This is a genomic window from Aquabacter sp. (genome assembly GCF_965279295.1).
In the GTDB taxonomy this organism is placed as follows: domain Bacteria; phylum Pseudomonadota; class Alphaproteobacteria; order Rhizobiales; family Xanthobacteraceae; genus Aquabacter.
This window is the reverse complement of the sequence record NZ_CBDIHQ010000016.1, coordinates 84,066-102,183: the sequence shown is the minus strand read 5'-3', so window position 1 is coordinate 102,183 and position 18,118 is coordinate 84,066. Positions and strand designations below refer to the sequence as shown.

Sequence of the window (18,118 nt, the reverse complement as noted above, 5' to 3'; positions counted from 1 at the left end):
TAAAATTTTTCAGGAAAAAACTATTCGGTATATTTTCGATAAACGAATCTTCTATTCAAAGTAAAATCTGAATGTCCGTTCCTGATGCACTAAGTCATAACGCCCCAATCAAAATGACTTACCCAGACATCCCTTCAAACGTCAGCCCGAAGCGCGCGAGGTATTTGCGCAACCTGTCGGCATCGTTGCCGCTCGTTTTGGTCAGGCGGGAGGCGGCGAACAGGCGGCGCCCAGCTGCACTGAGGGTTCGGCTCTCGCGACAGATGGCGACGACGGCTGCGAGTTGGGCCCGGTCGAACAGGTCGATTGTCTCCAGCCGCTCTCGGCCGAGGAGTGCGACCAGACGATCACCGGGCTCCTCCGCACCAACGCCGTCCACCCGCCACTGCTCTGTGAGGCGGGCGATCTCATCACGCACCGTCTCTTGATTGATGCGTCCCTCCGGCGCAAGTGTCGCCATGCGGGTCACCGACGCCGATAGATCGCGGAAATTTGCGGCCCATCGGGCATCGGGCGCCGTCGCGAAAGCGAGATAGGCCGCTCGTGCCTCCTTGTTGAAGGTGATGTTCTGCCGCTCCCGTTCCGCGAAACGGCGCAACTCGAAATCGAGGTTGGGCTCGATGTCCTCCTTGCGGTCGCGCAGGGCTGGCAGGCGAAAGGTCCATAGATTGAGCCGCGCGAATAGATCCTCGCGAAAAGTGCCGTCGCGGACGCAGGCAGCGAGATCTCGGTTGGTCCCGGCGATGACCTGAAAATCAGAACTGCGATCTCGGTCGGAACCCATCGGCAGAAAGCGTTTCTCTTCGATCGCGCGCAGACACATTGCCTGCTCATCAAGGCCGAGTTCGCCGATCTCGTCGAGGAAGAGCAAGCCTTTGTCAGCGGCCTTCATCAGCCCTGGCCGGTCGCTCAGGGCGCCGGTGAAAGCGCCCTTTACATGACCGAACAGGGTCGATATCGCCTGGTCGCCCCGCAACGTAGCGCAATTGACCTCGACGAAGGCGCCAGAGACTTGGTTCTGGGTCCTCTTCAACTCGTAGATCCGCTTTGCGAGATGCGACTTGCCGGCGCCGGTGGGTCCAGTCAGCAGCACTGGTGCGCGCGATCGGATCGCCACCTTTTCGATCTGCTGGATCATCGCATTGAAGGCCGAACTGCGAGTTGCAATGCCAGACTTCAAAAAGGAGGTCGCCTCCTCATGCTCGGCAGCGAAGCGCGTCGCGATTGCATCGTAGCGCGACAGGTCGAGATCGATGATCGTGTGGCTGCCGGCATAGGTTTCATCTTCCGCGCGCGCCCGTGGCGGCGAGAGCTGTATCAGCCGGCCGGGGATGTAGCGAGCCTCAGTCAGCAAGAACCAGCAAATCTGGGCGACGTGCGTACCGGTGGTGATGTTGACGAGATAATCTTCGCGATCAGGGTCGAAGGTGTAGCCGCAGGCGAAGTCCCGAAGCCCCGTATAGACTTCGCTGAAATTCCAGGGATCAGCCACCTCGATCAGGTTGTGCCGGATCTCGGTTGCCGGAGAAACCGTTTCGATATCGGCGGTGATCTGGCGCGTGAGACCTGCGGAGTTCGCATCGTGGATCAACTCAAGCCGATCGATGAAGAGCTCTGGCTGCCGGCACAATCCGACGGTAGGGCGCCATCTCTGCCATCGATCGCCGCGGCCGGCATCAAGCGTCGTTCCGAGAATACTAATAGCGACGCGGCGGCGCATGGGCTGCTATCCAAAAATCTTATCTATTATCCTCAAAGATAAATTATCACGACACAGACACACAGTCGATCAGGCCGGTTAACATTTTTGTGGAGAAATTACATAATATTTTCAAATAGATAATCGAATTAGACCGCAACAACCTCTCTGCCACGACGTTGGCACGAAGCGTGAATTGATAATCCCTGTCAGCTGATCCCGCTGAAAGTCGAGACGAATACTGCCCGCATGAGGCCGAGAAGCGAAGGCAGGCGGAAAGAGAGACGATATGACCAAAGTGTTGAGCGGACAGGACCTGATCGATGCCGGCGTGCGGCAGGGCAAGTGGTTCGGCCGCGCACTCACAGGCGGCAATGCGCTGCTTGAACAGGGCGGCTCCTTCGAGGAGGCGATCGCGCTCGCCCGCAGCTTCGAGCCGCCGGCGGCGCCGCCTCTGCATGCGATCGGGAGCTTGCCGCTTCACCTCAATATCGACGCGGAGACACCGGACGAAGCCGTGAATGTCGAGTCGGTTGTGGCGAGCATGAAAGAACTGATGCGCACGCCGGTGATCCGAGCCGGCGCGGTGATGCCGGATGCGTGCCCTGCCGGTCCGGTCGGCACGATTCCCGTCGGCGGGATTGCAGTGTCGGAGGGCATCCATCCCGGGCTGCATTCAGCCGACATTTGTTGCTCTATGGCTATCTCAGTGCTTCCCGGGGTCGCGCCGTTGGCGCTGCTGGACACCGTCCAGGCGATTACTCACTTCGGCCCGGGCGGACGTCCGCGCGGGCTGCAGCTCAGGCCGCCTATTGCAGTGATGGAGCGGTTCGCTGCCAACCCGCTACTGATGGACCTCACCAGCGCCGCGCTCGAGCATTTCGGCACTCAGGGCGACGGCAATCACTTCGCCTATGTCGGCACGCTGAAGTCGAGCGGTGAAACGGTGCTAGTTACACACCACGGCTCCCGCCGCCCCGGCGCCCGGCTCTACAACAAGGGTATGCAGATCGCTGAACAGTTCCGCAGGCTGATTTCGCCCGAGACCAGCACTCAGAACGCCTGGATCCCGGTTGACACGCACGAGGCAGATGAATACTGGGCTGCGCTGCAGATCGTGCGCGAATGGACGAAGCAGAACCATCTCGTGATCCACGACTTGGCTGCTGAGAGGCTGTCCGCGCGTATCACCGACCGGTTCTGGAACGAACACAACTTCGTTTTCCGGCGCACCGACGGGCTGTTCTACCACGGCAAGGGCGCGACCCCGGCCTTTAGTGGCTGGGCCGAGGATGCAACCGATCTTACACTGATCCCACTGAACATGGCGGAGCCGGTTCTGATCGTGCGAGGGAAGAATGCACCAAACGGCCTGGGGTTCTCGCCTCACGGCGCGGGCCGCAACTTCTCGCGTAGCCAGCATAAGCGTTCGCTCGCGGGCCGGAGCGACGCCGAGATCTTCGCGGAGGAGACGAAGACAGTCGACGCGCGCTTTTTCTCAGGCGTAACCGATATTTCGGAACTGCCGAGCGCCTACAAGAACGCAGCCTCAGTCAGGCGGCAGATCGAACGCTACGGCTTGGCCGAGATCGTTGACGAAGTTCTGCCCTACGGATGCATCATGGCCGGCGATTGGCAGGTCAATGCGCCTTGGCGTCGGAAACGGCAGAGGACCAGCTAAGGACCTAGTCAACCTGAATGACGAAGCCGCTTCGAACGATAGAGTACGGCGGCGTTCCAAATAGGAGCGCCGCCATACTGCCTAGCGATCTTCGCTGCCCACTAAGACCGCCATCTCCATTTTGGGCGGTGCTCACCTAATGTTCGGGCAGAGGTACCCCCGCCTCACAATGGGACCTCTACATTCAGTGGTGGGTATGGAAATTCACCTATGTACCGGTCTGTTTGCCAAGACAAAGATGGGTCTCGCCAAAGATATAGGTATTCTCCATGCAAGATCGGCGCGATAGGCCTCTCTGAAGGAGCCCCGAAGGATCTGCATCCGAGGCGAAGGGCGCGCATGGCCTTGGCAAGTTACGCAAGCTAGAAGGGAAAAATGCCGGCTCCGGCTGGTCACCTGGGGAGGGCTCGCGAGAAGCGGGCCGCTCACACCACCTTTTGGCCGGAGCCGGCACAGAGAAAACCCATCCGGGCTACCTGGGGACTTGCCCGTCGAAACAGGTTCATCGATCCAGCCTACGGAGGGGCCTTCTCTCACGGCTCGCCACGACTTGATGTGCCTTCCGGCACCCCTGTGTCACAACGCCCGAAGCGCTTGGCGAGCACGCTTTGAAATCATCCTGAGCTTTGCGCCCAACCCAGTTGATACATGCAGCCCTTATAGATTTCGTCCTGCGCCATGCGTGCGTCGATCGCGCGACGGACGGTAATCCCATTCGCCACGCCTTGTGCAAACGATGCACCTGGGCTGTCTATCGGTGTCACCGTCGCGTTGTAGGTCTGGTATCCAGCGCCCGGAGAAGCACCGGAACCGGAGACCTGATAGCTTGATGGGGCTGTGACGGGTGCCGGACCTAGCATCGGCGCCGCTCCCATAGAGACCTGCTTGCACCGTCCGTTGTCGATAACGAATTGCCGATCACGCGCGGCTTCGGTCTTCACCCCGGAGTTTTGCCACGACGCTGGCGCGGAGCCTGCAGCAGTTTGGCAGCCAGCCAGCATGGCCGCCATCGGAAACAATAAAAATGAACGTCTCATCAAGCCTCCCGCAACCTTTCGGAAGGACGAAGCTATGGCCTTATATTTCGGTGCGTCTAATGACTATTTTGAATCGATCGGCGTCAATCGATTCACAAATTTGATGAGGCATTCTTCGTGCCCGCCAAAGGCACCGGTCTTTTCAGAACAGAGCAGATAAAGGAGCTGAGTTGTGTCTGGAGGCTGGTTTAACGGGCGCGATGCGATCTTATTGGGCGAATTCTGGGAGCATGCTTTGCTATTGGAAGCGGTTAGCGACAAGGCAAAGGATTTAAGCAATGAAGATCCGCTCCTTCCTTCTCACTGGACGGATGATGATGTGAATGCTCTAGCGCTGGAAATTCTCTTCAGCGAAGCCGGGCTAAATGGCGATTTGGCGTTCATCGGTGTTGGTCCGGACGGGCGGCGGGTCGGCATACCGTCGAGTTACTTCAATCCGTCCCTCCGGGGGCCGTATACGCTCCATCGCGGCTTCAATCCCGATATGAACAGCATCACCTTCGTTCCACTCCACGATGTGCAGGATGGGGCATTCGATGAAGCTTCACGTCAGTCGATGGAATTCCCGAACCTTTATCACGATTGGGAAGAGGTCGAGATCATAGCTGAAAAGCTGACCCTATTCCTCAAGGAACCTAGCGGCTCAGGCGCTGTTCCTGCAACCGCCCCGGCTGAAGGCAAGCGCCTTGGAGCAAAACCAAAGTATCACTGGCCGGATTTTGAAGCTGAAGCAGACCGGAAGCTTGAGGAGGAAGGCGGCATAAGCGTGAGGGTGGATCCTGGCCCCAAAGGCTTCAGCCAAGCAAAACTGGAAAGGCATATGGCGGCTTGGTGTCAGAGCGCTTGGGGGAGCGAACCTTCAGCCAGGTCAATCCGAGATTATGTCCGCACAGCAATTGAGAAGTACGTGGTGGGCAGGAAGGGCAGCAATTGATTGTTGCCATTCCCATCCGACTTAGGGCGCCAGCCAGTTCAGAGAAGCGAACATCCAACCCGCAAACACCGGATGTTCGTCATGCCCACCGAGACCAGAACCGCGAGGCGTACTCCCCTCCCCGCAGCCGAGCGGAAGGCATTTCCGATCCGCGAGGCTTGTGAGTACGTGGGCCTCGGCCGCTCGACACTCTATGAGATGCTGCAGGCTGAAAAGCTCCGCAGTGTGAAGATCGGCGGCCGTAGGCTCATTCTGCGTGAAGACCTCGACGCGCTCTTGGATGTGGAGGCCGCGTGATGAGCTTCTCAGCCCAAAACCAGGCCGATGACTTTATCGTCGGCACGCAAAAGTCGTCTCCACCGTTCACCGACCTTGGCGAAATTCCCGAGGCAACCGCCTTCCCCCATTTCGGCCCAGCCTTCGAGGGGTTGCCCTCGTTGCCCGCGTTGGATGAGCTGAAGACCTGTCGCCAGTGGGTGGGCTGGAATTTGGAGCGGCGCGAGACGGCGTCCGGGCATGGCTGGACCAAACCGCCTGTGAACCCATTCAATGGGCACGGGGCCTCCCATTCCAAGCCTAATACGTGGAGCACCTATGAGCGGGCCGCGCAGGCTGTGGAGTTGCGTAAGTTGGCGGGCGTCGGCTTTGTGCTGACGGAAGCAGACCCATTCGTCGGCATAGACCTGGATAAGTGCCGGGATGCGACAACGGGTGTGATCGAGCCTTGGGCGCTCGACATCCTGGCGCTGGCGGAGACCTATGCCGAGATCAGCCCATCCAATACCGGCATCCGGCTCATCGCGCGCGGGGATATTCCCAAAGCCGTCAAATGTGATCCGGCGCACGTCGAGCTGTATGCGTCCCAGCGCTACCTCACCATCACCGGCAGGCACATAGAAGGTACGCCCACCGAAATCCACGCGGCGCCATGCACGATTGAAGCGCTGTTGGTCCGCGTCTCTCAGTTTCGTCCCACGACGGAGCCCCGAGCCGTTCGCCCCACCGCGCCGGTGCGCTCCGGATCAGGCGAGCCTAGCGGGACTGACTTCTTCCGCAGCGTGAATGACCTTGCTCTTGCGAACCTTGACATGTGGGTTCCGAAGCTGCTTCCGGGTGCGCGCCCTACCGGCCAGCAGGGCTATCGGGTCAGTTCAAAGGACCTAGGTCGCGACCTGGAGGAGGACCTTTCTATCACGCCCCAGGGCGCTGTGGATTTCGGTGTGGCGGACATGGGCGACGCGCGCGAGGGAAGGCGCACGCCCATTGACTTGGTCCTAGAACATCTCGGCACGGCCAATGCCACCGACGCGGCCCTCTGGCTTTGCGACCAGTTGGATCGCGATCCCGCATCCCTCGGCTGGCAAGATCTTGAAGAGTTGACGCGCCTCGGCAAAGACATTGCGGAGCGGATCGAAGACGGTGACCACACGGTCGTTGGCTCGGCCGAGGGCAAAATGGAAGCAACAACAGGCGCGTCGTGGGATGCGCCTGACCTTAGCGTTCTCTACCAGAGCCGGCGCTCTCCACCCGCGTTCGATCCGGGATGGCTCGGCCCCGTCCTCGGCCCGTGGGCTACGGCCCAGGCACGCGCGGTCTGTGCTCCGGTGGATTACGTGGCGGTGTCTCTTCTGGCCCTGGTGGGTGGCCTGCTCGGAAACCGCCGCCGCCCGATCGCCGGGGCCGCATGGTCGGAGACACCTGCGCTTTTTGCCGCTCTGGTGGGCGATCCGTCCAGTAGTAAGAGCCCGGCATCAAGCGCCGTGATGGGGCTAGCCGATGAGGCTGAACGCCGCCTAGCTTCCAAGTATGCAAATCAACTGGCTGACTACGAGACCAGAAAGGTCGTTTTCGAAGTCGAAACCGCTCGATGGAAAGGGCAGCTCCGCGAGGCACTGAATGAGCCCCAAGCAGACACCCCCGTCCCTCGGCCCGCTGCTGCGATAGAGCCGGTCGCCCCTCTGCTGGGGCGGCTCATCGTCAACGACGCCACGGTGGAGAAGCTCGCGCTCATCGCGGCCGGAAATCCCGGAGGTTTCCTTCTTCACCGGGACGAGCTTTCCGGCCTGCTTTCAAGCTTCGGACGTTACAGCGGCGGCGGCGGTCCGGACCGCGCATTCTGGCTTGAGGCATACGGTGGGCGGCCGCATACGGTGGATCGTGTCAAGCACGCAACGCCGATCCATATCCCCCACCTCTCCATCGGAGTTATCGGCGCGATTCAGCCCGATCGCTTGTCTGAACTTCTAAAAGGCGTCGACGATGGGCTGGTGGCGCGTTTTCTTTGGTGTTGGCCTGAGCCCATACCGGGGTTCAATATCTCTCGTGTGAGCGTTGACGCGACGGCGACGCGGCAAGCAATCAACCGCATTACGAACCTCATAATGAAGACCATGCCGGCGGGCGAGCCAGACGTGCCGCTTCTCGTCCCGTTGACCGAAGCCGCGCTCCTGCGTTTGGAGAGTTTCGGCCAGGAAATGAAGGCCCGAGAAGCTGGTGCTTCTCCCATGATGAAGGGCGCCCTCGGCAAGGCACGGGGTCATGCTCTTCGGCTCTCGGCGATCCTTACTTTTGCGCAATGGGCGGCGGGCCATGGAGCAACGGAGACTCCTGGCCAGATCGACGAAAAGGCGGTGGCTACTGCATGCGCGATGATGGGGACGTATTTCCTTGCCATGGCGGAACGCGTCTTTGGCGATGCCTCGATCCCCGAAGTCGAAACCAACGCCGCTGTCCTCGCCCGCTATCTGCGCAAAGAGAACGCCACAACCTTCAACGCGCGTGCTGTGCGCCACAAGATCGGCGGCCTTCTGCGCGTCGCCGAGGACATGGATGCCGCGTGCGCGGAGTTAGTGGAAGCGGGATTGATCCGCACGGTGGCTGGCCCGCGCAAGGCCGCCGGACGCCCCTCGAAGAACTTCACGGTCAATCCGGCGCTGTTTCGCAACTGAGCGGATTTCGGAGATGCGGAATATTCCGCATCTCCAAACCGATTCTAGATTTAACTTATTGATATAAAATGATAAATTAAATTTAGATGGTTTCGGTGATTTCGGACAAGGGAAAGAAATCTAGGCCGCAGGAGGCAGACATGACGCCCAAGCAGAAAGTCTTCGTCCACGAGTACCTCGTGGACCTTAACGCCACCCAGGCCTCGATCCGGTCGGGCTACAGCCGAAGGACGGCAGCCAAGATCGGCGAGGAAAACCTAAGAAAACCAGACATCGCCCGCGCAATCGAAGCCGCAATGGCAGAGCGGGCCCTGCGAACCGAGATCACCGCCGACCGCGTACTCCAGGAAGTCGCCAAGCTGGCATTCTTCGACATCCGCAAGGCCTTCAATCCCGATGGGACGATGAAGCGCCTGGACCAGATGGACGGTGACACCGCAGCCGCTCTAGCCGGATTGGAGGTCACTGAAGAGCGCAATGCGCAGGGTGAGCCCACCGGCATCGTCCGCAAGCTGAAGCTCGCAGACAAAACCGCCAGCCTGACGCTGCTCATGCGCCACCTTGGCATGTTGAACGACAAGCTGAAGGTCCAGGGCGACGCGGACAACCCGCTCGCGATGCTCATCAAGAGCTGCCAGGGATCGGCGCTCAAACCCGTTACCCATCCGCTTGCCGATGATGGCTACGCGACGGTTCAGTAACGCTGGTTTATATGGCGAATTTGAAGGGGCTGCCTAATAGGCAGCCCTTTTCATTTCGTCTCCGCCCCCGTCATCGCCGTTGGCCATAGGGTGACGCCGATCCACAAGCCTTAATGAATGGGGTAGTCAAGGACGCCGCCAGACGACATGCCGTCGCGCGTCAGATCGGCTGCTGCCGCTCGTCCTTCGACCTCCTGGCCCGCATCTCCGAGAATGCCCTTAGAGCGTAGGCGGTCGCTTCGCGCTTGTCCTGCTGCAGCGATGCGATCTCGGAGGGTGTCAGCATCTCGGTGGTTGAGGAGAAATTGAGCCTCGTCTGCGTCGAGGAAGGCAAGCTCGACCGAGGGCTTTTCTCAGACAGCATTTCCAACCTCCCCCTCACTCCGGTTGAAAGGCACTATGTTGATAGCGCCTCACGGCCGCCCACAACGCCCACCAGCACTTGAACGCGACCACTCACCATGCGACCCCTTCGATGCTTCCCAACCATCAATCCGTCCGCACTCGTATGCAGCCGTCCGCGTCCAACCGACGCTTCAAGGTGGGGTTGGCAGTGGGGTTGACCGAAGGCTTCTTATTGAAAGTTCAATAAAATCAATACGTTAGACGTGTTGATTGGTGGAGCCGAGGGGAATCGAACCCCTGACCTCTGCAGTGCGATTGCAGCGCTCTCCCATCTGAGCTACGGCCCCTGACCTTGGGAGGCGCCATTTAGAGTCCCACCCCCTCCCCTGTCAAGCGAGCGCAGGCGGCTTCCCGTCTTCGTCAACAGGCGATGCGTCTTCAGATATCCACACCGCCCGCGCGGCCACGCGATACGAAGGTAATGGTCAGCACACGCGAGGCCACGACGCGCCCGAGGTCCGGGCTCATGAGCAGCGGCGTGCAGCGGGAGAAGGAGAGAAGTGCGGCCGCAACGAAGGCCCGCTGTGCGTCGCGATCTCCCGTCAATTGTGAATAAGTGACGCTGGGCGTGCCCTTCAGTTCACCCTTGGCATTCAACCCGAAACGAAAGGTGATGCGCGAGCCTTCCGTGCCGGACGGGGCCGTCCAGCATGCCTGGAACGCCCGCCCCACCTGCGAGATTGCGGTCAGTGGCGCCGCCTGCGCCCGAGCCGGAGCGGGCGCAAGAAGACAGACCAGGCAGAAGAGACCCCACCATGCGCTCTCACAGCGTACGAGCCCGCCGTTCGGCCGCCACGCCAATCTAGAGACGATGCCCATCACCGCGTCAGCTCGGCAGCGTGCCGTTCTCGATATGATCGGCCACTTCGTTGAGCGCCTCGGCCAGCGCGCGCAATTGGATGGGATCGAGCGAAATCTGCACGGCGGGCAGGGGCACGTCCGGCCCGCGTGGCACCCCTACCTCGAAGCGCACGCCGCCGGCCTGGCCGTCGAACACCGCAGTCGTGAAAGCCTGAAGCGGCCACACCTTGAGACGGCCGCCTGCGTCCTTGTCCCAATCCTCGAATGCCATCGCGCTCTCCATGTTGGCTTGCGTATTCGCGTGAACCAAGCGGGTGTCTCACCCCACCTGCCGTCATGTCATTCTATAGATGGCATTGGAGGGAAGCGTCGCGGGCAAACTGGGGCGCGCTGGCTTTCCCGAAAGGCGGCTTTCGCCCGCGCAGAAGCAGCGAAGGACGGGACGCAGGCACGCGTGAAACCCCTTGCGCCGTCAGGATCGACAGTGCATGCCACGAACAGTATAGCTTGAGTGCATAGAGGTCGACGCCGCTTGATTTCGATCGTCATCCCCACCCTCAATGCGGAACGCCAACTGGTTCCGACGCTTGCCGCCCTGGTCCAGGGCGTGACGGGGGGGATTCTGCGCGATGTCATTCTGGTGGACGGCGGATCCGGCGATGAGACTGCGGCGATCGCGGACGCGGCGGGGTGTCTGTTTCTGACAGGAACGGGAGATCCGGGCGCGCAGCTTCGGCGCGGCGCCGCACAGGGGCGCGGCAAATGGCTGATGTTCCTTCGGCCCACCTCGATCCTGGGAGAAGGCTGGGCGCGCGAGGTCTCGAATTTCCTGGAAACGGTCGACCGACGCGGCATGAGCGACCGAATGGCGGCGACATTTCGCCTATCCGTCGATGGCTATGGGATCGGGCCGCGCGTTGGGGAGGTCGTGGCGGCGGCGCAATTGGCCTTGCTGGGACGCCCCCGGCCGGGCCAGGGCATCCTTATCTCGAAGCGACATTATGATCGCATCGGCGGCCACCCCGATGGCGCATCACCAGAGCGTCGCCTGATCGCCCGCATCGGGAGGCGGCACATTCACGTCCTGCGGACACGCGTTCTGCTGCCTGAGGCGGAGGGCGACCTTAGGGCTTCCATCTAGCCAAAGGCGGGAGGTTCGTCTGATGTGTCTTAAGAGAAGGAGCGGCCGCGCGAACGCGGTCTGCTCCTGTCGCCGCCGCAGCGGTAGGTGCCTCAGCGACCGTTGAAAACGGCCTGGGGAATCTCTTCGCGGGTCAGGCCGTGACGCGCGAGATCGGCGTCGGACAGACGGACAAGATACTGATACCGGTTGGACATTTCGCGCGCTTCAGAAACGGCGGCGAAGAACTCAGACACCAGATTGCCGAAGCGGCCAAAGAGGCCGGTCTCGCGGCTCGGGTGCGCAATCAACGTGCTCATGTGTGCCTCCATCGTTCTGACACTGAACATACGCGAAGTTTTTGCGTTGCAACACGGTCGATTGTGCATAGCACCATTGCGAGGCTGGTATACCGCCTACCAGATTATGAACGCGAGGCCGTCTTCGCCTACGCACGTTAACCAGCGAAGTTATCACCAGCATGATGTGAAGACTTCGCACACACCCTCTGGACCGCGGCCCACGAATTGCGTATAGGAGCGCCCTCGCCTGCGGGCCCTCTGGGCACCAGGCCTCCGACGAACCCGCTTCGCGGGCCGTTTGGGGGATAGTTCAACGGTAGAACTGCGGACTCTGACTCCGTCAATCTAGGTTCGAATCCTAGTCCCCCAGCCATTTCCGCTAAGTCCTTGAAAAATAAGAACGTTCTACCCTGGGACGCAGGGTCGTGCGTAACAGTTTCGCGTAACAATTTTGGGCTACGCGATAGGCGGCGGACCCGGGAACCGGAACTAGTATTCAGGCCGGCGCCCCTCCCCTCCGGGGAACCGCCCAACTTCTTCCCGCGAAGCGGGGACAGCCAATCCTAAGTGGCAGACGCATGTGACGCATTCCAGGCGGCGTCGATAACACGCGAGAAACGGCCGCAGCGCGCTGACTTATGCTGACGAATGGAGCTGAAACTCGATCAGTTGGGGGGTCTTGGAAAGGCATCAACCAATTGAAGGGCAATTTTAATTTGCAAAGTCCCCTGCGGCTCCCGACAATTATCTCTCGCTTCCGTAAGGCGAATCTCGTCCGCGACGTTTGAGAAACAAAATAGGGGGAAATCTATGTGTGATGATCACAGTGGGCCGCACCTGAGCCGCCGCAACCTGTTGGCTGTAGGGGCAGCTACCGCCATGACCGGCGGTTTTAGTATGTCGGCATCGGCACAAACGCCCGCAAGTCCGCAAAATGCAATCTCGCCCGATGAGGCTCTAAAGCGCCTTATGGACGGTAACGCGCGGTATGCCTCCAATCAGACCACGCAGAAAGACTTCTCCGCTGGTCGGGCTGCCCGCGCGACCGCTCAGTTTCCATACGCAGCGATTCTGAGTTGCGCAGATTCCCGCGTTGCGCCCGAACTGGCTTTCGATGAAGGTCCGGGGGATATTTTCGTCGTTCGTGTCGCCGGCAACTTTGTGAATGACGATGGCCTCGCAAGCCTCGAATTTGGCGCGAAGATGTTGGGCGCTCCTCTAATCATGGTGCTGGGCCACTCGGGTTGCGGTGCAGTCAACGCGACGATCGCTGTCCTGCGTGACAACGTTCAGCTTCCAGGCCATCTGCCGCAGCTTGTGGCGGCAATTAAGCCGGGCGTTGAGAAGGCGAAGGCCGAGAAGCCAGCCAACTTGCTGGACGCCGCAATCGTCGCGAACGTCGTCTACAACGTGGAGCGCCTAAAGACGGCGACACCAATCCTTTCTGAAATGGTGAGCCAAGGAAAGGTCAAGGTCGTAGGGGCGGTCTATGATCTGGCTACGGGTAAGGTGAACTTGGTCGGCGCCTGAGGCGGGCTAGAAGCTTGCCCCCCCCCCGAGGAATCAAGGTGATTCACTCGGTTTTTTAATTCCGCTGGTGGGCCGAATTGTCCACCAGCGGGAAGATGGATCAATAGCTCCCACCTTTAATGAGCTTTTGATTTTGCAAGATGTCTCTCGGACAACGGTTCGGCTCGGCGTCAATTGTCTTTTCTGAGATTCTCTCAACATTACCGATGTCCTGAAGTGCGGAAGCCCGCAGCCTTTTGAAGGGGCGGGCTCGCGCGACGGCATCAGGATGTACGCGAGGAAGGTCTATAAATCCGTCCGATCGTCCGACTGAGCGCCCGGCAAGCGGGCCAGCGCCTCGGGGGAGAGCAGCGGGCCGGGTTCGAGGTCTGCGACAACCTTCCGCATCCGATTCGCCGGAGCCTCCGTGAACGCCTTCGAGAGCGTCCTCATGCTGTCAGTGAAACCGTCTGAGCTAACGCGAACGCTCGCCGCGAGGTCTGCGCGGATCTTGCTCGCCAGGTCGGAGCCGATGGGCTCCCTCGGCAGGCTGAGCTTCGCTGCACGCTCCAGCGTTGAGCCGAGCTGGCGCAGCGTCGCGACGACATCCTGATATGCGGCGTCGGGCAGGAAGATATCGATAGGTGCGACGTGATCATTTTTCATCGCGTCCACCATGGTCGAAACCGACCAAATATTGACCATCGCCAGCGCCATCTTTGCCGCGTCGGCGCTGGCGAATGGCGCGTAGTTAGCCGCCAAGCTCACCCGCTTAACGATCTCATCCTCAGTTGATAAATCGACGGTCATCCTAACACCCAGGTTTCAGATTGAAGTCTTATCCGGCTTCATCTGCATTATGGCGTAGAATTAAATTGATATCAACAAGTATTGAGATCAGTAAGAACTGACTGATTTATCCGCCCCTGCGGCATATCAAGAATATCGGCGCATTCAAGCGGAGACATGCATGACACCCTACGTCGATGACTTGGGGGCTATGGCCAAAAGGGGGACATTCCTGCAACCCCGTGTCAGGGACATCGCCGTCGTCCTCAAAATGGAGACAGCATTAGCCACCCCATGCCGGGAATGGCCTCTCATCTCAAAAAAAGGGGACACGCTTGCAACCCCATGCGGAGACATTTCTGCAACCCCCTAAGCCGGGGACGCGCTTGAAACCCCATACGGAGACAGAACTGCAACCCCATACCGGGGACAGTGTTGCGAACCAAGGATGGAGACATTCTTGCAACCCCCAGGCCGCTGCGCTCAGAGCCGGAGCGGTGATGGAGACACGACTGCAACCCCATCGGAAACTTAATAACCGCAACGATTTTAATAAGATCTTCCCATACCGGAGAGGGTAGCCAGGGCCACGGATGGGGTTGCAAAAATGTCGCCGTTTCTCCTATAAGTAATATATATAAGAATAGTAGTTCATTAAGTTATCTTCTTTTTGGAAAACGGCGACACTTCTGCAACCCCATCTCCGGCTCTGATAGAAATCTCCGGTTTTGATGACCCTTCCGGTTGATAAATGACTTCCGGTTTAGAGAGTCTCTAGCGGCCGGGAATAGTTTTAGCTACTTCGCGACCTAAAAACTCGCGGATGCCGCCCAGCGCCTTCTCTGTGTATTTTAGATGCCATTAAAAGTGCCTAGTTCGCCTAAGCCTCACTGACGCGTTCTGTCTTCTCACCCTCCCGGCGCCAGGGGTGTGATAACCCCCAGCACCGGTCGAGGGGGTTGCGGAAATGTCCCCGGCGAGGGGTTGCAGAAGTGTCACCGTTTGGGGGTTGCAAGCATGTCGCCATTTTTGGGGGTTGCAGAGGTGTCACCGTTTGGAATGTGAACGCCGCAGTCAGCCAGGACAGCGTCGATTATCGCCAGCCGCTTCCCGCCCGCCTGCCGGCTGATCTTCGCCCCGAGCATCTTCGAAAAGTTTAATGCGACATCGGCATGCGTGGGGTGACGGCCACGCTTGCTCCAGGTCTTAATTACTAGCGCGATCAGTACCCGGAGCTCGGGCACGCGATTATTGTCCTTGATATGCTTCTGCCGCCGCCCCGGCTTTGCAAGCCACTCGCTGACCAGCCGCGAGAGCTCGGCCGTGGGCGGAAGCGGAGATACGCGAATGACCGGCGCGGGCTTAGCCAGGGCGGTCTTGGCGCGCTGGCGACGCTTATTCTCGCGCTTCCGCAGCAGAAGCGCTGCGTCGTCCCTCAGGCCGGACCATATGCGCGCTCGTTTCCCGAACTGACGCTCAATGACCATGCGAAAGGTCGCCTGCTTCCACAGCCGTTCCCGCTCGTCCGCCAGTTCCTTCGCGGTTCTATAGCGGGCGGCAGGCGCAGGCGCGGCGGACGCTGGCGCGGCGGACGCTGGCGGCTCAATGGCGGTCGTGTTCTGTGCGGGTGGCCCGGATTCATCCACCGGCGTGTCAATGTTGAGCTCTTTGAGCCCAACGATCTCGGCCTCAATCAGAGCGTCTGTGTTCGCGAGCACGATGTCACCCAACTCCTCCGAAAGGCCGGCAAGAGCATCGGCCTCAGCGCGTGGGGTTACAACCTCCAGCGCTACCTCCGGTAAAGAGGGCTCTTCGTCCTTCGTGGCTCCATCGTCATCGTCATCAGCCAGCATATCGAGCTGCTGATTGATCTCGCCCGGATCGGTGTTGCAGTTCGCGGGCGCTGCCTCAGAGACAAACGAACCGGAAAGCCAGTCATTTACCGGCGGTCTGGCAGCTTTGGATTTTTCATAAGCTTCAACGCCAGCTTTAAGCTGCGCCATCATATCAATCTTGTACGCGGCAGGCATAGCATATCCTTTTCATTCCTGTTCGCCTTAACTCTCGCTCGCCAGCTGCTCTAATCCCCGAGTTGTCCCGGTGGAATTGTTCTTCTAAAAAAAGGTCGGCCTGATTAGGGCCGACCTTTAAGTCAAAGCGAACGAAGTCACGATACAGAATGACGCAAGGATACAGCGTCGGTCCTTCAGAGGATCGCCGGTGATTATGCCTAAGACCAGCGACGACAAATAATACGAAATCTATTCTCAGAAATCAAGAGATTTCGTAAGTATTGATCTCGGCCGTCAAGGCGCAATTAGGCTGACATAGCTATTATAGCGCCCGGCACAGAGCTCTAACGCCAAAATCGAAAATTATTTTCACATTCACCGATATCCAGGCCGAAGAGCGCCGCCGGGGCGCTGCTGCTTGCGGATCTCGGAAACAACCGTGCTGCGGGCGAGCTGCTCAATCTGCTTTGCCATCTGGCTTGCAAGGTCCGCGTTCTGCTCCGACGTGCCGGCGCTACCGGTGACATGGATCGTCGGCGCGACGGTGACGCTGATCGTGTCGCCTGCCACCTGCGCCGCCATCGAGCTTGCCGGAGCCGAGATCGGAAGACGCAAGTCAACCGGGATGCGCCGACCGTCCGGCAGCGGCACGGCAGCTTCCGCGCCAGCCTCACCAAAGATGGCGGGGCGATCGGAGATGCCCCCGCCTGCGAACTTGGGGAGACCGGAGAACAAACTGCCGAAAATTCCGCCCACCGCGTCCTTAGTACTGGGCGCGCCGAACAGTCCACCAAGCGGCCCGTCGCCCATCAGCGCGGCTTGCAAGAGCAGGTCGGAGAGGCGCTTGCCCACGTTCGCCAAGCTATCCGCCCACGTCTGCGAGCCATCGATCAAGCCGCTAAACAGGCCCACGCCCATATTGCCAAGCTCACGTTGCAGGTCGAGCGCGCGGCCCTGCGCATCTGCTGCCAGTTCGATGGCGTGGGCAGTCTCTCCATATTGGGTAGCGAGGTCCGCGAGCTCTGCCGCCTGCTGTGGTGTGAGCGTGATGCCCATGCGGAGAGCTTCGGCAATCGCCTGCTGTTCGAAGCGGTAGGCTTCAGCCTCGCGGGTCGTCATGCCAAGGGCGGTCTGTTCCGTTTCGAGGTCGGCGACGCGGGCCAAGGCGGCGGCGTGCAAATCGGCGTATCCGCGCTTCAAGGCGTCGCCGGCTTGCTTGATCTTTGAAAGGTCGCCCGCGCCGGCAAGTCCCTCGGGTCGGGGCGTGGGAAGTGGGACGTTCGCGGCAGGTGGTTCACCGGAGGGCAAGCCAACGTCGAAGGAGGTGGCACGGGTGCGAGGCCCGGCGCCGGGAACGATGCCGTCAAGCGGCGCACCCGCTGCCAAATCGTCAACGTCCGGCAGGCGGATTTTCGAAACCAAGTCCACGATCTCAAGGATCGCCGATTTCACCTTCGTTCCGACCGTGGTCGCGAGCGCCTCGAACTTGCGGTTCACCTCCTCGGCTCGGGCCACGAGTTGCGCATCGATGATCGCGCCAGTCTCCCTTGCTTCCTGTTGAAGCCGCGCAATGGAGTTGCGCCCCAGGTCCATGAACCGGACGAACTGTTCGCCAGCTGTGCCGCCGAAAATCTCGTCGAGAACCCTTATCTGGCTGGCCTTGTCGAGGTCGCGCACGCGCTCGATGATCTCACCGAACAAGGCGGCAGGGTCTTTCAATTTGGATTTAAGATCGGCCGTATTGTATCCAATACGCTGCAACGCCTCTGCCGCGCTGCCTGCCCCCGTGGTGACGAACTCGTCAGCCCGAAGCTGCATTTCCTTGAGGCCATCTGCGAGGCCATCCATGTTGACGTGCGCCTGACCCGCCGCGTAGCCGAGCGCCTGGAATGCTTCGACGCCAACGCCCGCACGCTTCGCATCGGCCGCGAGATCGGCGACGGTGCGCACCGCCTGCTGAACCCCTAGCAGCACGCCAGCGATACCGACGCCGCCGACACCGAGCACGCCCAAGCCCTTGTTAAGGCCGTCTGCCACGCCTCGGCCAACGTTGCCCATGAGCTTCTGCATTCGGGCGCCGGATGTCTCCGCGTCTTTCTCGATCTTGCGCCAAGTATCGCTTCCGGTCTTCGAGGCTTTCGCCATGTTCTTCTCGAAGTCACGGATACGGGCTTCAAGCG

Annotated in this window: 16 protein-coding genes and 2 tRNA genes; 8 read left to right on the top strand and 10 right to left on the bottom strand. The window is 60.0% G+C overall.

The window, feature by feature from the left end; all coding sequences use genetic code 11:
- Positions 1–118: 118 nt before the first annotated feature.
- Positions 119–1,720, bottom strand: a complete 1,602-nt coding sequence (gene rtcR / locus ADADO0_RS12950; RefSeq protein ID WP_511305571.1) for an RNA repair transcriptional activator RtcR — start codon at positions 1,718–1,720, stop codon at positions 119–121.
- Positions 1,721–1,988: 268 nt separating this feature from the next.
- On the opposite strand from rtcR, the gene ADADO0_RS12945 reads away from it, so the two are divergent.
- Positions 1,989–3,380, top strand: a complete 1,392-nt coding sequence (locus ADADO0_RS12945; protein WP_511305570.1) for an RtcB family protein — start codon at positions 1,989–1,991, stop codon at positions 3,378–3,380.
- Between the two features lie 614 nt (positions 3,381–3,994).
- On the opposite strand, the gene ADADO0_RS12940 is transcribed toward ADADO0_RS12945, so the two are convergent.
- Positions 3,995–4,417: a hypothetical protein gene (locus tag ADADO0_RS12940; protein ID WP_511305569.1), complete on the bottom strand. Its 423-nt coding sequence runs from the start codon at positions 4,415–4,417 to the stop codon at positions 3,995–3,997.
- Positions 4,418–4,589: 172 nt separating this feature from the next.
- On the opposite strand from ADADO0_RS12940, the gene ADADO0_RS12935 reads away from it, so the two are divergent.
- The 4 genes from ADADO0_RS12935 (at position 4,590) to ADADO0_RS12920 (ending at position 9,000) form a co-directional block, all read left to right on the top strand.
- A complete protein-coding gene (locus ADADO0_RS12935) occupies positions 4,590–5,351 on the top strand; it encodes a hypothetical protein (protein WP_511305568.1) in 762 nt (253 codons plus the stop codon).
- 81 nt (positions 5,352–5,432) lie between these two features.
- On the top strand, positions 5,433–5,648 hold the full coding sequence (locus tag ADADO0_RS12930; RefSeq protein WP_511305567.1) for an excisionase family DNA-binding protein: 216 nt from the start codon (positions 5,433–5,435) through the stop codon (positions 5,646–5,648).
- Positions 5,648–8,299, top strand: coding sequence for a DUF3987 domain-containing protein (locus ADADO0_RS12925; RefSeq protein WP_511305566.1), 2,652 nt, complete (start codon positions 5,648–5,650; stop codon positions 8,297–8,299). Before ADADO0_RS12930 ends, ADADO0_RS12925 begins: the two co-directional genes overlap by 1 nt.
- 140 nt (positions 8,300–8,439) lie before the next feature.
- A complete protein-coding gene (locus ADADO0_RS12920) occupies positions 8,440–9,000 on the top strand; it encodes a terminase small subunit (protein WP_511305565.1) in 561 nt (186 codons plus the stop codon).
- Positions 9,001–9,160: 160 nt separating this feature from the next.
- On the opposite strand, the gene ADADO0_RS12915 is transcribed toward ADADO0_RS12920, so the two are convergent.
- The 4 genes from ADADO0_RS12915 to ADADO0_RS12900 form a co-directional block, all read right to left on the bottom strand.
- Positions 9,161–9,364: a hypothetical protein gene (locus tag ADADO0_RS12915; RefSeq protein ID WP_511305564.1), complete on the bottom strand. Its 204-nt coding sequence runs from the start codon at positions 9,362–9,364 to the stop codon at positions 9,161–9,163.
- Positions 9,365–9,616: 252 nt separating this feature from the next.
- Positions 9,617–9,692 (bottom strand) — tRNA-Ala (locus ADADO0_RS12910).
- Positions 9,693–9,783: 91 nt separating this feature from the next.
- Positions 9,784–10,224 (bottom strand): UCP034077 family protein, encoded by a 441-nt coding sequence (locus ADADO0_RS12905; RefSeq protein WP_511305563.1) that lies wholly within the window; start codon positions 10,222–10,224, stop codon positions 9,784–9,786.
- 7 nt (positions 10,225–10,231) lie between these two features.
- Complete coding sequence (locus ADADO0_RS12900; RefSeq protein WP_511305562.1) at positions 10,232–10,477, bottom strand: hypothetical protein; 246 nt, start codon at positions 10,475–10,477, stop codon at positions 10,232–10,234.
- Positions 10,478–10,738: 261 nt separating this feature from the next.
- Between ADADO0_RS12900 and ADADO0_RS12895 the strand changes: the two genes are divergently transcribed.
- A complete protein-coding gene (locus tag ADADO0_RS12895; RefSeq protein WP_511305561.1) occupies positions 10,739–11,347 on the top strand; it encodes a glycosyltransferase in 609 nt (202 codons plus the stop codon).
- A gap of 92 nt (positions 11,348–11,439) precedes the next feature.
- Here ADADO0_RS12895 and ADADO0_RS12890 read toward each other — a convergent pair whose 3' ends face one another.
- A complete protein-coding gene (locus ADADO0_RS12890) occupies positions 11,440–11,646 on the bottom strand; it encodes a DUF1127 domain-containing protein (protein ID WP_511305560.1) in 207 nt (68 codons plus the stop codon).
- A gap of 281 nt (positions 11,647–11,927) precedes the next feature.
- On the opposite strand from ADADO0_RS12890, the gene ADADO0_RS12885 reads away from it, so the two are divergent.
- Positions 11,928–12,001: transfer RNA gene (locus ADADO0_RS12885), tRNA-Gln, on the top strand.
- Between the two features lie 437 nt (positions 12,002–12,438).
- A complete protein-coding gene (locus ADADO0_RS12880) occupies positions 12,439–13,158 on the top strand; it encodes a carbonic anhydrase (protein WP_511305559.1) in 720 nt (239 codons plus the stop codon).
- Between the two features lie 285 nt (positions 13,159–13,443).
- Here the strand turns inward: ADADO0_RS12880 and ADADO0_RS12875 are convergent, their stop codons facing one another.
- From ADADO0_RS12875 to ADADO0_RS12865, 3 genes are all read right to left on the bottom strand, one after another.
- Positions 13,444–13,947 carry a hypothetical protein gene (locus ADADO0_RS12875; RefSeq protein ID WP_511305558.1) on the bottom strand — a complete coding sequence of 168 codons (504 nt, stop codon included), beginning with the start codon at positions 13,945–13,947 and terminating at the stop codon, positions 13,444–13,446.
- 974 nt (positions 13,948–14,921) lie between these two features.
- On the bottom strand, positions 14,922–15,956 hold the full coding sequence (locus ADADO0_RS12870; protein WP_511305557.1) for a hypothetical protein: 1,035 nt from the start codon (positions 15,954–15,956) through the stop codon (positions 14,922–14,924).
- A gap of 357 nt (positions 15,957–16,313) precedes the next feature.
- The gene (locus ADADO0_RS12865; protein WP_511305905.1) at positions 16,314–17,945 is read right to left on the bottom strand and encodes a hypothetical protein; all 1,632 of its coding nucleotides are present in this window, start codon (positions 17,943–17,945) and stop codon (positions 16,314–16,316) included.
- Positions 17,946–18,118: the final 173 nt, after the last annotated feature.

Bases quoted from the DNA above. Each gene is read 5' to 3' on its own strand.
- rtcR (WP_511305571.1), bottom strand. From the start codon at position 1,720: ATGCGCCGCCGCGTCGCTATTAGTATTCTCGGAACGACGCTTGATGCC.
- ADADO0_RS12945 (WP_511305570.1), top strand. From the start codon at position 1,989: ATGACCAAAGTGTTGAGCGGACAGGACCTGATCGATGCCGGCGTGCGG.
- ADADO0_RS12940 (WP_511305569.1), bottom strand. From the start codon at position 4,417: ATGAGACGTTCATTTTTATTGTTTCCGATGGCGGCCATGCTGGCTGGC.
- ADADO0_RS12930 (WP_511305567.1), top strand. From the start codon at position 5,433: ATGCCCACCGAGACCAGAACCGCGAGGCGTACTCCCCTCCCCGCAGCC.
- ADADO0_RS12925 (WP_511305566.1), top strand. From the start codon at position 5,648: ATGAGCTTCTCAGCCCAAAACCAGGCCGATGACTTTATCGTCGGCACG.
- ADADO0_RS12920 (WP_511305565.1), top strand. From the start codon at position 8,440: ATGACGCCCAAGCAGAAAGTCTTCGTCCACGAGTACCTCGTGGACCTT.
- ADADO0_RS12915 (WP_511305564.1), bottom strand. From the start codon at position 9,364: ATGCTGTCTGAGAAAAGCCCTCGGTCGAGCTTGCCTTCCTCGACGCAG.
- ADADO0_RS12905 (WP_511305563.1), bottom strand. From the start codon at position 10,224: ATGGGCATCGTCTCTAGATTGGCGTGGCGGCCGAACGGCGGGCTCGTA.
- ADADO0_RS12900 (WP_511305562.1), bottom strand. From the start codon at position 10,477: ATGGCATTCGAGGATTGGGACAAGGACGCAGGCGGCCGTCTCAAGGTG.
- ADADO0_RS12890 (WP_511305560.1), bottom strand. From the start codon at position 11,646: ATGAGCACGTTGATTGCGCACCCGAGCCGCGAGACCGGCCTCTTTGGC.
- ADADO0_RS12880 (WP_511305559.1), top strand. From the start codon at position 12,439: ATGTGTGATGATCACAGTGGGCCGCACCTGAGCCGCCGCAACCTGTTG.
- ADADO0_RS12875 (WP_511305558.1), bottom strand. From the start codon at position 13,947: ATGACCGTCGATTTATCAACTGAGGATGAGATCGTTAAGCGGGTGAGC.
- ADADO0_RS12870 (WP_511305557.1), bottom strand. From the start codon at position 15,956: ATGCCTGCCGCGTACAAGATTGATATGATGGCGCAGCTTAAAGCTGGC.